Below are 15,071 nucleotides of genomic sequence, written 5' to 3'. Positions count from 1 at the left end.
TAAAAATAAACGGAGGAAAAATATATGAGTCAAATTACTAATGAAACAAATTCTTGGGGTTATTTAAAAAATGGTTTAGAAAGTAAATTGTTTGAACCGATAAAAATCGGAGCTTGGAATTTACGATCACGTATCGCAATGGCACCTTTAACAAGATCTTTTGCAGATGATCAAACAGGAGTAGTAGGAGAGGATATTGTTGAATATTACCGAAAACGTGCTGCCGATGGAGTTGGTTTAATCATTTCAGAAGGAACGGTCATAAGTTCACGTGGAAAAGGCATTCCTGGAATTCCAGGCATTTATTCGGACGAACAAATTATGGGATGGAAAAAAGTGACTGATGCCGTGCATAAAGAAGGAGGAACAATGATCGCTCAAATATGGCATGTTGGTCGTTTATCACATCACGAGCTTGCAGGATATCTGCCACCTCAAGCACCATCAGCTATTCCAGCTGAAGGCCTTGTCTCTCGTTTCCGTAAGCCATATGATGTTCCTGAAGAAATGACAATTGAAGATATTAATGAAGTAATCAATCAATATGCGCAAGCTGCGAAAAATGCAATAGCAGCAGGTTTTGACGGTGTGGAAATTCATGGTGCACACGGATACTTGATTGACCAATTTAATTCAGATATAACCAATCATCGTACAGACAAATATGGTGGAGACCTTGCTCAAAGATTAACATTCATGAAGGAAGTAATTAAAGCAGTTATCGACGCAATTGGTACAGAACGAACAATGATCCGTTTTTCTGCTCTTAAAGCAGATATACCAAATTACATGTGGGAAGATCCAGAAATGGTTATTCGTACATTTGTTGAGGCATTTAAGGAAGCGGGTGCAACAATGATTCACCCATCGATTATGCAATTTGATCGAGTGCTTGCAGATGGAAAAACGATGCATCAATTAGTCCGAAAATATTGGGATGGTGTCATTATTGGGGTAGGTGCATTAAATCCAGAATTGGCGAATAAGGCGATTGAAGAAGGAATAATTGATGTCGCTGCATTCGGACGTCCATTTATTTCTAATCCAGATTTTCTTCATCGTTTAAAAAATGGTATTGAAATAGAAGAATACGATGTTAAGAAGCATCTTTATACATTGATTTAATGCACTAATATAGAAAGAATCTTATAAAGATTTTTCCATGTTCGAGTTGCAGGGAATGCGTAGCTCCTTCCATTGTAATTCCGATATATGCATCGCAGTAAATCAATAACGACAGGCATCTTTGCCATATTAAGACAGTAACGGTCAAAGAAAAATTACGCAAAATTATTGAAATGAACATGTTAGTCTGGAATGAATATATGTTTATTCATTTGAAAACGATTAAAGAGTCCACAATATACAGAAGAGAAGAAAGAAATGATGAAAGCAGTTTGGAAGGGTTTTAAATATTAAATTAAGGAGGCGTTGGCATGATTGAACACGTTGTAATCATCAAGTTCGATAAAATGACGACACGGGAACATAAGGATAATGTGATTCAACAGCTGAGAAGTTTAGTAAATTCCATACCAGGCATTGTTGATTTGCGTTGTAATCACAATTTTTCCGAAAGGAATCAAGGATTTGATATTGGTCTAACCATTCGATTTGAAAGCATGGAAGCATTAAAGGCCTATGGTCCTCATCCAGAACACCAAAAGGTAATTTCGTGCATGATCGAAGCTGGAATGACTGACATTATTATTGTCGATTTTGAAATTTAGTTGTTTAAGCTTCTATAGTAATGAAAAATCAGCATTTTATAAAGGTTACCAAAAGTTTCTAAATTACAAAACAAAATGAACAACAAAGGCGAGATTAGTTTGAAAACATTAGTCATCGTTACACACCCTAACATCGAAAAGTCCAGAATTAACAAGACTTGGATGGAAGCAATACAAAATCAAGACAATGTTACGATTCACCAATTGTACACAAATTATCCTGACCAAAAAATCGATGTTTCTAAAGAACAGGAGCTGCTTTTGGCTCATGATCGCATTATTCTTCAATTTCCGTTCCAATGGTACAGCACACCGGCTTTGTTGAAGGAATGGTTCGATAGAGTACTTGTTGGGGATTTCGGAATACGAGGCGATAAGTTGCGCGGCAAACATCTGGGAGTAGCGGTTTCTACATTCGGTCCTGCGGAATCATATCAGCCTACCGGTTACAACCGTTACACGATGGAGGAATTGTTGAAGCCGATTCAAGCTACGGCTACGAACCCATTTATCGGTATGACTTTTATGACACCGTATATTTTGCACGGGATTGGTGACGTAACCGATGAGCAATTGGCACAAAACGCTGCCGAATATGTAAAATACGTAACAAAGATGTCAGTAACGGTTTAAGCTGAAGTAATTGTAATAATTAACATAAAAAAGATCATTCTTTTGAAAAGGATTTTTGTTTTTCTTGTTCAACTAACGCATGCTTTAGTTGAACAAGACATTTGTATTTTATGTCGTCAAAAAGACTATATAAACCAGAAAATGGCTTGCCAAAACTGATGTCAGTTAGCAAGCCATTTTTATTGTCATTTATATGATATGCAACTCAAAACGGAACCCTTTTTTTTCTATAAGGATGGGTTTTTGATAAAAAATCGAATAAAACAATGATGAATTTTAAAACGTTCCGTCACCTTTAAGTCTTTAACTTTGACATCCCTGTATTCGTAATCTCAACTTCCACTTGAATGTCTCTTAGTGAATTCTGTGTGAAGGGGAATGACTTTCTGCTTGTCAACCGCTTCCAATCTGCATATCGATGGCGGAACATGGTTTCCTCCAAATGGTAGACGTCTACATTATTTTTCAAACCTGCGGTATACGTTGAGCGAATCTCAGCCTTGATTCTTGCTTCGGCTTCTGCTTTCAACTTTTTAGTTGTCATTGGGACGTTCAACTGGTTTAATTCACCGTGAACTTTGATGTGCAGGTTGTAGACGGGCTCTCCATTCGCCGAAAGCTTAGATTTCACGCTTACCTTAGGCTTCTCAAAGTACAGGACTGCTTTAATATCCCCTTTGTCATCATTCAAAGCAAGTGGTGTATGAGTGGTATTCTCTTCCAACCACCGCACCCCCAGTAAATCATCCTTGGACATCCAGCGCGGCTTCTTCTTTGTATGGTAAATAATCGCTCCGTTAATTGTCATCTCAGGCATTTTTTTCTTTTTTTGTTTCCAATTATTCTTGTCGATTGAAAGTGTCGGCACAATAATTGAGGTACTTGGTTCCGAATAAAGTGCTACAAATTCCAAAAACTTCAGCGGCCGGATCATGGAATGCTGCTTGTAATTGCCTTCTGGGGAGTTCAGTTTCGTAAAAAGCGGAGACGAAGGAAACATTGGTGTGATGGAGAAAAGATCATCCACCGGTTCCTCTGTTGTAAAAATCCAAGGCGTTAACCTTGCCTCAGAACGTTCAAACATATCTATTGTTTGATTCAGATGCATTTGCATCGCTTTCTGTGTGAACACCACCGACGATACTTGCCCAATATGAACTTTTTGCTGTATGCTATTGTACAAATTATTCCACGCTAACAAAAATGTGGAGCCAGTGGCCTTGCCCACCCATATGTTGGAGGAAGCTTCCTCACTGCTGGCACCTTCCACTTTACCTACAGAAGCAAAGTCGACCATCTGGGTGTACACGACAAACTGATTATCTACGTAATCAATGCCAACTGCTGAGACGTATGACATGTCCTTTAACACCTTGTAATCCCAGCACCCAGTCAAACTAGGCACCACGAATAGCAAAATCAGCAAGAGCAATAGGCGATACTTTTCACGCTTCATTCTGAATCATCCCCTTGCTTATGCGTTTTTTTCGTCCGCAGAAACTTCGGTGGCGTTCGTTGAAAAGGTTTCGGAAATTGAATGAGCGATTTGATCGAGTCAGCGTCGAGTGGATCGATCAATTCAGAAAAGAAAGGCATACCAAACGATTTTAACGTCGACATGTACAGTACGATAGAATAATTAGCTATTAAAAACCCAAAAAGGCCGAGAACGCTCGACAACAGCAGCACGAATTGCCGCATAAAAATGATCGACGTTGCATATGATTGGTTGACTAGTATTAACTGCGCCATAAACGATATCGCTACGATTACAATAATGTTAGGAGAAGTAAGTCCTGCACGTATAACTGCATCGCCGACGATTAATCCTCCGACAACCGAGACGGTTTGTCCTACCTGCCGTGGCAAAAGTTTACCAGCCTCACCAAACAGTTCATACAAAAAGAGCATAGCAAATAGTTCAAAAGAAGGAGAAGTTGGGATACCAGAGCTATTTAACGATATTGTTGCCATTAGAGGAAATGGAAGATGCTCCGTATGATATGATACTAGCGAGATGTACAATCCCGGTAGCATCACAGTTATGAAATAGGCGAGATATCTCATCAACCGCTCAAACGTAACAAAAAAATACGGCATGTACATATCTTCAGCCGATTTTACCAAATACTGAAAATTGATTGGGGCGACCAAAGCGGCAGGTGCCCCATCAATCAAAATGCAAAACCGCCCTCGCTGTAACGATTCCACCACATAGTCGGGCCTCGTACTGTAGGAAATTAACGGCAGAAACGAAAAAGGCGAGTCGGCAAGCAAATCCTCTAGCGGGGAGACGCCGTTGACAATGTCCACGTCAAGGGAATTTAGCCGCTTTCTTGCCTCTTTCAACACTTCCTCGTTCAGTACATCGGAAAGGTACATCAGGGAGATTTTGGTCTGGCTTCGTTTCCCGACCACAAACGATTCATTGCACAGTGTCGTACTCCGTACCCGCTTCCGAAGCAGAGCTACGTTGGTCTCCACTGACTCCGTAAACGAGTCGCGTGGTCCTTTCACTGACACTTCATAAGTGGATTCTTCCGTCTGGCGCTGAGGAAGTTTAGCGACATTCAGCGAGAACAACTCGCCTGACCCTTCAAAAAGCAGCAAAAGTTCTCCCGCAAATACCTTCGTAACAATCTCCTGCTCTACCGCATTTCGACTCCCTTCCAGCGAGATAGGAAGCAAAGGTAACGATTTGTTTTGCTCCAACTGTGGAAGCACCACTTGATTAATTTGCACAGGATCAGCCAGTCCTGTGCAAAAGAGGAGCAGTACCTTCTCGACATGAGGCTCTGTTCCATATTCATGTAACTGGACTTGTACATCGGCACAAGCGGTGAACAGGCTGCGTAATTTCTGCTCTTGAATTATAAAAGACATGGAGATTCACCCTCGTTTAAATTGGATCGTGTAGCTAAAGATCAGGAGAACTAGTGAGATTAGAATGACCATAGGTATAAGTAATGGAAAATAATGATTTTTCAACATGCCATAGTATTCCGTATCGGAGATCGGTACCAAAGCAAGTACCAACACTGCACAGCTAATTACCCACAGCGTACTATTCCTTACTCGTTTACTCTTAAAATTTAGCACATCCACACATAAATACAATGACATTGCAATGCGGATTACTGCTCCCGACATCCATTGGAAAAATGATATAAAGTCAAAATGTGTAATATATGTAGTTATTTCCGCCAAACGCCATTCCTCATAAGCCGGGTGTCTTTGTTTTGTGGCGAGATGCGGCCCGAACTCCGCAATGGCTGCAAGAAGCGGTCCAAGTGTAAGCCCCACAAGGATTATTCCAATCATAACTAAATGCCAAAATTTTACCTTCTGTTTTATGTGATGCTGAAATAGTAGAAGAAACAAAATCTCCACTAGGCCGCCAGCCGAGTACAAACTGCCTTTCCAGACCGGCCCCCAGCCGTTTTGCATCATAGGCAGCAACCAAGAATAATGCTTGTATGGTATGTTAGTCAACATGACAAAAAAACCGAACAAAACCACCATTGGCAGGAAGAGAGCAGACATTTGTGCAATCGAGGAAATCCCCGCAAGAGCTGTCATTGAACAGAGGAGCATGATGCAAAATGCAATGACAAAGATCGGTGTCGCTTTCAAAAAGTCGATGGAAATCCAATACGTTGTTTCTTTTAGTGTTATTATCGTAATGGCCAGCAGGAAAAGCTCTAACGGGATAACAATCAAAATAAAAGCCAGATTTCCAAATTTCTGTTGAATCAATAGCATTAACGATTGCTGATTTGTTTTTCGCATGATGTAATATAGGACACCAAGCCACAAAAAAAAGGGCGGAATGGACACGAGTACCGAGATCCACGCATCTCTTCCTGCTTGGTCGAGAAGAAGTGGTAACACGAATACATGATTCATCAATCCAGTCGAGAGAATGACGATCATCAAAGCTGGACTTATGAAAATTTTCGTAGAATTCATTGCTGACAAATTCTCATTCCCTTGCATCAGTTTTAATAATGGTAGATTTCCCTCAATACTTCCACTTTATTCCTTATACCGTAAGATAGTTTTTTGTTCTATATTTCTTGGAGGAATGAACATACATACAAATGTTTCTAGACATGATTTCTTACCACAAAAGTATCTAATTTAGGCTGATTCGGACAGAAAGTTTGTATGAAAAACCATCTTTTGTAGGCGATTAAAAATAATCAGAATCTTGATACTATAAAAACAGTTAATAAACTCAATGAACTGGAGAATGTCATCGAAAGATTCTCTCTCCTTTAATTCGAATGCCCAATTAAGGGTGGAGAGAAGGATGGAAATGATAGATGTTACTTTCAAATGGATGAGGGTTTATCTGATATAAGTTCGCCTAATCCGAGCTTGTCGCTCATTCAAAGAATAAATAATTATCAATTGGAGGGCTATCAGGCAAGAAAGTTTTAATTCACGATTCTTCCGTACGTAATGCCTATGGTCAATACTTAACGGGTGTGGCAATCGTGACTACTACTGGGGAGAATGGAAAGCCCGTGAGAATAACGGCAAAACTCATTTACGTTGGTTTCTTTAGGTCCTCCACTTATATTAGTTAGTTTGGATAAAAAACTCGGATCATATAGTGCGTTTATGAATTCCGATGGGTATGCCGTACATGTTCTGGCAGAAGAGCAACAAGAACTATCAGGACACTTTGCCAAACGAGGTGTAGATAAATTCCAGGAACTTGACTATAAAGAAGGATTATATCATGTACCTGTTTTTTCGAATGCATTGGCTGTGTTTGAATGCAGGGTAGACCAAAAAGTGGACGCCGGAGATCACACATTACTAATCGGCAGAGTGGAGAGAGTCCAAATTAACGATCCAACCCGGCGTCCATAGAATTGACACTAACTTACTAGTAAGTTAGAATCGCACTATGGAAAACGAAAAAAAGGGGAATGAAAACTTGAAAAAAATTTATTCTATGAAGGAAGCACTTATTTTTAATCAAAGAGTGGCTCAATTAAGCAAGGCACTTTGGAAAGTGATTGAAAATGATTTACAACAATGGCTAAAACCATTTAACTTGAATATTAATGAATACCATATTTTATGGGTTGGCTATCATTTACACGGTGCATCTATCTCCGAAATTGCGGAGTTAGGAGTCATGCATGTGTCTACCGCATTTAATTTTTCCAAAAAGTTAGAGGAACGAGGGCTTCTACTATCTTTAAAAAGAGAAGATAATAAAAGAAATACGTATATTCAACTTACTGACAAAGGAAAAGAAATTATCATTAGCTTGCTTGAATCTTACAAGCCAGAAGAAAATGGCCTTGTTTCAGCAACCCTCCCATTAAGGAATATATATGGGAAATTCCCTGAGCTGCGTGAACTAGAGGCCATTATTCGAAATACCTTCGGTGAAAAATTTATTAATACTCATGAACAAATGTTCCAGCATTTTGAAAAAGAATTTATTGATGTGAAGGAAAAGTGATAACCTTAGAAAATTGAAAGAGCTCGCATAAGAAAGGTTTGACATTCATGAAATGTGTTTTTTTCTTTTAGATGCAAATTGAATTCATTTTTCCATTCTTCCTTTCCTTTCCTTTTCTTTTCATTCTATATTTTATTGAAATTAAAAACCATTCTACAAACAATTTACCTATTAGTAGGTAGATGGCTGTTTTAGTTAAACTTCCATTACTTTGAAAAAGGAGAAATCACTCTATTTTTTCATTGTAAGTTTTTATGATAGGCTCAGAAACTAAAACTCACTTAATAAGGCGGGAGAATATGGAGCAAGTACTAACATCACTGAATAAATCAGATATTGAATTTAATCCAGGCCAAATTAGGTTTAAAGGAGAACGTTTTATTCTGATGAATGCCGAAGCATTAGGAATGCTCAGTCGTGACCTTATTTCTACTTTGGGGCGAGAAAGAGCAAGGGCGTTCCTCCTTCGATATGGGTGGGAATGTGGATATAAAGATTCGATTTCAATTAAAAAACTATTTCCTAATGCTTCTCTTGAATACCTCCATCAACAAGCTCCAATTTTTCATATGCAAGAAGGCTTTGTTCAAGTTGATTTACAAGGTCTTAGTGTGGATTATGAACAGAATAAGTTTTATATGGAAGGAGTTTGGTTAAATTCATTTGAAGTAGAACAACATATTCAACATTTCGGTATAGTCAAAGATCCAGTGTGCTGGACATTAATTGGTTATGCAAGTGGGGTCTCAACAGGAATTTTCGGAAGGAAAATATTGTATAAAGAAGTGGCTTGTGTTGGTCGAGGGGATACTGAGTGCCGGTTTATTGGAAGAACTGTAGAGGAATGGGGAAATGATATTGAACATGAACTGTCTTTTTATGGTCAAACCAAAATTGCAGAAGAATTAGAAGAGGCACATCAGCACATTCAAAAACAGCATACGATGTTACAACGAATTATGGAAATCCATGAACAGCTCAACCGGATGGTTCTTTCCGGGCAGAGCCGGCAAGCTGTCATAGATGCAATCGGGCAAATGCTTCATTCACCTGTCATTGTTCAAGATAAATATTTTCGTCCGCTTTCGTGGTGGCTGCCGAACAAAGAAAATTCAAGTATAGAACCATACCTCATCAAACCCGAAAAGGAGACTTCTTCAGAATTTCACCTGAAGCTCAGACAGTTAGATGAGGAAAAATGTGCGAAGGATTTTATTGTTTCGGATGAGGCAATGTTCCTTGAGAGGACCATTGCCCCGATTGTTCTTGGCGATGAGATTATGGGATATATATCGGTTATCCATGTTGAAGGAACAGATAGTGAACTGAGACAAATGATTACCGAGCGCGCTGCTGCTGTTTTGGCAGTAGATTTATTGAAGGAAAAAACGGCATTGAATACGGAACATAAATTAAAAGGTGAATTTCTTGAAGATTTGTTATCCGGTACAACACCTATCGAACAATTAGTTAAACGAGCAAATTATATGGGATATGATTTTGGAAAGCCACACCGATTTATGCTTGTGAAAATGATTCAACCCGGAAACGATAATGGCTTGATTGAAGATCAAGATCTGCCTATGAATCTTCGTAATGAATTATTAAATATTGTTCGAACCAAACTTCACTCTTCTACGAAGAATGCATTAATTGTAGAGCGAAGAGGGGAGATTATCCTTTTGGGGCCTTCAGATCCCAATGGATTAGATTTTCGAAGGGTGGCAAAAGTCCTGCAAGACCGCCAGGAGCAATTATTTGCAAATATTAAAACTTCCATTTGTATTAGTCGTGAGGCGATGTCCATTGAAGTACTTCAACCCTTATTTGAAGAATGTTCAAACATGATGAAGGTTATGACACGATTAGGACGGACAAATAAAATTTTTTTAGTGGAAGAAATGAACGTATTTGACTTACTATATGCAGGCTCTGCTCAAGAACAACTTCTTACGTATGCAACACGAACGCTCGAAAAACTTCTAAAATATGATGAGGAAAGCGGTGGAACTACTCTTATCTCTACTCTTCACATCTTTCTTGCAAATGAATGCAATCTTCAAAGAACATCAAAAGAACTGAATGTTTCGCTAAGTGGGTTGAAATATAGAATTCAGAGATTAAAAGATATCGGAGAGATTGATTTTAACCATGCAGATCAAAAATTTAATCTTCAACTTGCTTTAAGAATACTGAATGCCAATGGGAAGATTAACTTATTAGAAGTGTAAAATCATAGGGATAATGTTAAAAGAAGAAACATCTTTGTTTTCTTCTTTTTTTGTCTTATTAAGTCAGTTTTTTTCTTGAATAACCGTAGGAAATAGCCGGTCATAACTGTTACGGTAGAATGTTATGATATTAATTGTATAAAAATAAAATAAAAAGGAACCGTGCAAAATATTTACTAAATCGAACTGAAGAGGACTCTATAAATGGAAGGACCAACACTATGAAAAAGTTGATTATGAAAATGCTGTTCATTTTGATTGCATTATTACATATTAATGGTTGTTCAAATAATAATACAACTAATAATAATAAGGATAATCATAAAGAGATGAATACAAGCCAAACTGAAAATAGTAAAACAGAAGATACCATACCACAAGATACCCAAAAGACCACTTTACCACCTAAGAAAGATCCAATTCAAGAGCAGCTTAATAAGATGACTTTAAATGAAAAAATCGGGCAAATGATCATCGCAGGATTTGATGGTATAACCGTTAATTCAAATACACAAAACCTAATTAATAAATACAAGCCAGGCGGGTTAATCCTATATCAACCGAATGTTAAGGGTGCTGCTCAATTAGTTAACTTAACAAATGCAATTAAAACTGCAAACAGCAAGAATAAAGTACCACTATTCATATCCGTCGACCAGGAAGGCGGGAGAGTACACCGAATGCCAACATCAATCAAAAACACACCGAGTGCAAGAATCATTGGAAATAAAAAAGATGAAAAATACGCATATAATATAGGTAAGGTGATCGCCTATGAATTGCAAGCTTTTGGATTTAACACAGATTTCGCTCCCGTTCTAGATATCCAAAGCAATCCTAATAATACTGTTATCGGGGATCGTTCCTTTGGATCAAATTCCAGTATTGTTTCTAAACTAGGAGTTAGTATGATGAATGGAATAAGTTCTGGAAAAATCATTCCAGTTATTAAACATTTCCCTGGGCACGGAGACACGTCCGTTGATTCTCATTTGGAACTTCCATTAGTACAGAATGATCTTACAAGACTAAAAAAGGTTGAATTAGTTCCATTTAACAATGCAATCAAAGACCACGCCGATATGGTGATGGTTGCTCACATATTAGTGAAAAAAATTGATCCTAATTATCCTGCATCCATGTCAAAAACCATTATCACAGATCTTTTGCGTAAACAATCTGGATTTAGAGGAGTTGTCATTTCAGATGATATGACGATGGGTGCGATTGCAAAACACTACAAGTTGAAAGACGCAGCCGTAAGGGCAATAAACGCAGGGAGCGACATTATTTTAGTTGGTCATGGAATGGAAAATGTGGCTACTGTTTACAAAAGTATTTATTCAGCTGTGACAAATCATACTATTTCTGAAGATACGATAAATAAGAGTGTATACAGGATTTTAACTTTGAAACATAAATATAATATTAATAATCATAAAGTTTCACCTGTAAATGTAAGTAATCTAAATACTCAAATAACAAAAACGATTTCAAATACTACTACGACGAATATAACAAATAGTAAATTACTTTTAACTATAGCAACTAAAGCAAAACAAGGTTCCATAATAAACGCTGATTTTCATCTAAAAAGTACCACAATTGATGAAGTAAGAAAGAGCTGGGGAAAAGAAGATAAAAGAGAATATATTGCAGCAGCGAAAGGCACCTATTGCACTTATAGTAAAAAACATGTAGTTGTGGCTTATAATAAAGGACAGCAACTGTTTGAGATTCGATCCTACGATCCTAGTTTAAAAAACTTAACCATTAACGATATTAAACATTATTTTGGTTCTCCGAAAACAGATATAAAAACAAGTAACAAGGAAGAAATTATCAGCTATACAGTTGGAAGCAATACATTAAAGTTTGTATTTCCTACAGGAACTAAAACAATGTATCTTGATCATTACTCTATATATAACGCATCCTTAGCTCATAATAATATGGCAAGTTAAAAGACGACAAAACATTTTTTGACGTAAGTTAAATTTAGAAAAAATTCTTCGAGATAAGGTGGCAATATTATGGGAAAACAATCCGAATTGAATACTGTACTTGTCACTGCATATGCTAAAGCACCACAAGGTAGCGCAATGTATGAAGTATATAAACATGCAGGAATAATATTGGAAATTGATCCGAATACCAACCTAATTATTAATGCGGAATTCACTTTTTTGGCAGATTTAACAAAGGATTTTTTTAGACGTATGATGGTCGGTTATGACTTATCCAAGGGGATTGATGACCTTATTCAGAGAGTTGAGAAGCATTACTTTGCTCCTTCTACGAATTCCGTAATCGTTGCTTTAAAAGCAGCCTATAAAAGGTACATTGAAAGACTGAATCAAGTGAAATAAAGAATATTTAACAGGGGGTAGCGTCAGGAAAATACGGATTTACGACGTTAAGTAAATTAGAATATTAAAGAGCCCAATTTCTCAGCATTAAAATTGAGAAATTGGACTTTTTTCGTTAGTCTGTATCAATAATTACTTAGTAATCTAAGATACAGGCTTTATATTTTGGTGACTATTTGTTCTCACATTCTTCAATTAAGAAAACAGCCTTTGAATTAAAAAATGGAAAAGTACTCTCTTGACAGAGCATCTCTGATTAAATATAATATTTCTAGAAATACTGAAATAAGAATTGCTGAAAGGAAGTTTTTAGCGGTGAATGATGATATTGCAGTAAAAGTCTATAAGGCACTAGGTGAATCGACTCGTCTACAAATCGTTAAATTACTTGCAGGGCAATCAGAGTTAGCTTGCCTGGAAATGGCAAATCAATTAAAAGGCCCTGCCAATTCAACATTGACGCATCATTTAAAACCATTACTCGATTGCGGATTATTAGCAGTTCGCAGAGAGGGAACCTTCAGATATTACAGTTTACAACGAGAAGTCCTTGCACAATACGCTCCCGCTTTACTTTAATGTTAAAGCGGAATAATTTTAGTTTTAATTTCAGTATTTATAGAAATACTGAATAATTGAAATGAACGGAGGAGAATATATGGGTCAAATTAGCAAAGAAACAAATAATTGGGGAAATTTAAAAAAAGGTTTAGACAGTAAATTGTTTGAACCGATAAAAATCGGAGCTTGGAATTTACGCTCACGTATCGCAATGGCACCGTTAACAAGAACCTTTGCAGATGATCAGACGGGTGTAGTAGGAGAGGATATTGTTGAATATTACCGAAAACGTGCTGCAGATGGCGTTGGTTTAATCATTTCAGAAGGAACGGTCATAAGTCCTCGTGGAAAAGGCAATCCTGGAGTTCCAGGCATTTATTCAGACGAACAAATTAAGGGATGGAAAAAAGTAACTGATGCTGTGCATAAAGAGGGAGGAACAATGATCGCTCAAATATGGCATGTTGGTCGTTTATCTCATCATGAGCTTGCTGGAAATCTGCCTCCTCAAGCACCATCAGCTATTCTAGCTGAAGGCCTTGTCTCTCGTTTCCGTAAGCCATATGATGTTCCTGAAGAAATGACAAATGATGATATTAATGAAGTAATCAATCAATATGCGCAAGCTGCGAAAAATGCAATAGCAGCAGGCTTTGACGGTGTGGAAATTCATGGTGCCCACGGTTACTTAATTGACCAATTTAATTCAGATATAACCAATCATCGTACAGACGAATATGGCGGTAACCTTGCTCAAAGATTAACGTTCATGAAGGAAGTAATTAAAGCAGTTATCGCCGCAATCGGAACAGAACGAACAATGATCCGATTCTCTGCTCTTAAAGCAGATATACCAAATTACATGTGGGAAGATCCAGAAATGGCTATTCGTACATTTGTTGAGGCATTTAAGGAAGCGGGTGCAACAATGATTCACCCATCGATTATGCAATTTGATCGAGTGCTTGCAGATGGAAAAACAATGCATCAATTGGTCAGAAAATACTGGGATGGTGTCATTATTGGGGTAGGTACATTAAATCCGGAAATGGCGAATCAGGCGATAGAAGAAGGAATAATTGATGTCGCTGCTTTCGGACGTCCATTCATTTCTAATCCTGATTTTATTCATCGTTTAAAAAATGGAAAAGAAATAGAAGAATACGATGTTAAGAAGCATCTTCATACATTAATTTAAAGCACTAGAATAGAAAGAAGCTTATATAGCTTCTTTCATTTTGTACATTATTTCAGTGTTTATAGAAATATAGTAATTAATAATGATATGGAGGAGAAAATTGCACATGTCCAATACAGCAAAGATTTATATTTTAGGACTGATAAGTTTTTTAGTCGGTACTTCACAACCCATCATCTCAGGTATTTTGGATAAAATGGCAGAGGCTCTAGGAGTGTCAATTGGAGCGGCTGGTCAATTAATTACAGTCTTTTCATTAGCCTATGCCATCGGTACACCTATATTACTGGTATTAACGGCTAAAATGGAAAGACGAAAATTACTGATCTATGCCTTATTTGTTTTTATTGTAGGAAATTTACTTTCAGTGATTGTTCCAGGATATGGATTATTTATAATTGCTCGCATTATTATGGCTTTAAGTACAGGTGTAGCGGTCGTTACAATTTTAAATATCGCCGCCAAGATTGCACCTGCTAATAAAAAGGCCAGTTCAATTGCAACAGTTGTCATGGGATTTACCGCATCATTAATCATTGGTGTTCCTATTGGACGTTTTATTACATCTACGTATGGCTGGAAATTTGTATTTATCGGTACCGCAATATTAGTTTTACTTGTCATTTTTATTGTTTTAAATACCATACCAAAAATGAATGGTGATGCTTCAATCCCTTTAACGAGACAAATGGCTATGTTCAAAAAACCAAAAATTGCTTTAGCATTATCAATCACCTTCTTTTTAATGACAGGGTACGGAATTCTTTTTACTTATTTATCTCCATTCCTTGTAAAAAATGTAGGAATGAGTGATTCTCTTATAAGCATTACTTTACTTGTTCTTGGAGTTGCAAGCTTATTTGG

General features: G+C 37.4%; 14 protein-coding genes. 11 read left to right on the top strand and 3 right to left on the bottom strand.

Annotated features, from left to right (window positions below; translation table 11 throughout):
* Positions 1–24: 24 nt before the first annotated feature.
* From BR30_RS0114365 to BR30_RS0114355, 3 genes are all read left to right on the top strand, one after another.
* Positions 25–1,125 (top strand): alkene reductase, encoded by a 1,101-nt coding sequence (locus BR30_RS0114365; protein WP_026565610.1) that lies wholly within the window; start codon positions 25–27, stop codon positions 1,123–1,125.
* Positions 1,126–1,436: 311 nt separating this feature from the next.
* Entirely contained in the window at positions 1,437–1,730 is a 294-nt protein-coding gene (locus BR30_RS0114360) for a Dabb family protein (protein ID WP_026565609.1), read from the top strand.
* A gap of 99 nt (positions 1,731–1,829) precedes the next feature.
* Positions 1,830–2,363 carry an NAD(P)H-dependent oxidoreductase gene (locus tag BR30_RS0114355; protein WP_026565608.1) on the top strand — a complete coding sequence of 178 codons (534 nt, stop codon included), beginning with the start codon at positions 1,830–1,832 and terminating at the stop codon, positions 2,361–2,363.
* A 295-nt stretch (positions 2,364–2,658) separates the two neighbouring features.
* Here the strand turns inward: BR30_RS0114355 and BR30_RS0114350 are convergent, their stop codons facing one another.
* From BR30_RS0114350 to BR30_RS0114340, 3 genes are read right to left on the bottom strand one after another with little or no spacing between them, the layout of a single operon-like run.
* Positions 2,659–3,819 (bottom strand): Ger(x)C family spore germination protein, encoded by a 1,161-nt coding sequence (locus BR30_RS0114350; RefSeq protein ID WP_026565607.1) that lies wholly within the window; start codon positions 3,817–3,819, stop codon positions 2,659–2,661.
* A complete protein-coding gene (locus tag BR30_RS33510; RefSeq protein ID WP_051633622.1) occupies positions 3,816–5,246 on the bottom strand; it encodes a spore germination protein in 1,431 nt (476 codons plus the stop codon). Before BR30_RS33510 ends, BR30_RS0114350 begins: the two co-directional genes overlap by 4 nt.
* 6 nt (positions 5,247–5,252) lie before the next feature.
* Complete coding sequence (locus BR30_RS0114340; protein WP_026565606.1) at positions 5,253–6,332, bottom strand: GerAB/ArcD/ProY family transporter; 1,080 nt, start codon at positions 6,330–6,332, stop codon at positions 5,253–5,255.
* A 588-nt stretch (positions 6,333–6,920) separates the two neighbouring features.
* Between BR30_RS0114340 and BR30_RS33505 the strand changes: the two genes are divergently transcribed.
* The 8 genes from BR30_RS33505 to BR30_RS0114300 all read left to right on the top strand — a co-directional run.
* Positions 6,921–7,244, top strand: coding sequence for a flavin reductase family protein (locus tag BR30_RS33505; protein ID WP_051633620.1), 324 nt, complete (start codon positions 6,921–6,923; stop codon positions 7,242–7,244).
* A 37-nt stretch (positions 7,245–7,281) separates the two neighbouring features.
* Complete coding sequence (locus tag BR30_RS33500) at positions 7,282–7,848, top strand: HTH-type transcriptional regulator Hpr (protein WP_051633619.1); 567 nt, start codon at positions 7,282–7,284, stop codon at positions 7,846–7,848.
* A gap of 299 nt (positions 7,849–8,147) precedes the next feature.
* Positions 8,148–10,079 (top strand): XylR N-terminal domain-containing protein, encoded by a 1,932-nt coding sequence (locus BR30_RS0114325; RefSeq protein ID WP_026565605.1) that lies wholly within the window; start codon positions 8,148–8,150, stop codon positions 10,077–10,079.
* 221 nt (positions 10,080–10,300) lie between these two features.
* A complete protein-coding gene (gene nagZ, locus BR30_RS33495) occupies positions 10,301–12,043 on the top strand; it encodes a beta-N-acetylhexosaminidase (RefSeq protein WP_081825453.1) in 1,743 nt (580 codons plus the stop codon).
* Positions 12,044–12,112: 69 nt separating this feature from the next.
* Complete coding sequence (locus BR30_RS0114315) at positions 12,113–12,448, top strand: DUF3870 domain-containing protein (RefSeq protein WP_026565604.1); 336 nt, start codon at positions 12,113–12,115, stop codon at positions 12,446–12,448.
* A gap of 222 nt (positions 12,449–12,670) precedes the next feature.
* The gene (locus BR30_RS0114310) at positions 12,671–13,027 is read left to right on the top strand and encodes an ArsR/SmtB family transcription factor (RefSeq protein WP_197032339.1); all 357 of its coding nucleotides are present in this window, start codon (positions 12,671–12,673) and stop codon (positions 13,025–13,027) included.
* A 79-nt stretch (positions 13,028–13,106) separates the two neighbouring features.
* On the top strand, positions 13,107–14,207 hold the full coding sequence (locus tag BR30_RS0114305) for an alkene reductase (protein ID WP_026565602.1): 1,101 nt from the start codon (positions 13,107–13,109) through the stop codon (positions 14,205–14,207).
* Positions 14,208–14,313: 106 nt separating this feature from the next.
* The coding region (locus BR30_RS0114300) for an MFS transporter (protein WP_026565601.1) at positions 14,314–15,071 on the top strand (758 nt) is incomplete at its 3' end.

The sequence above is a fragment of the Bacillus sp. UNC41MFS5 genome (assembly GCF_000686805.1).
Note: the sequence above shows the minus strand (reverse complement) of the source record. Positions and strands in the feature narration are given on the sequence as shown.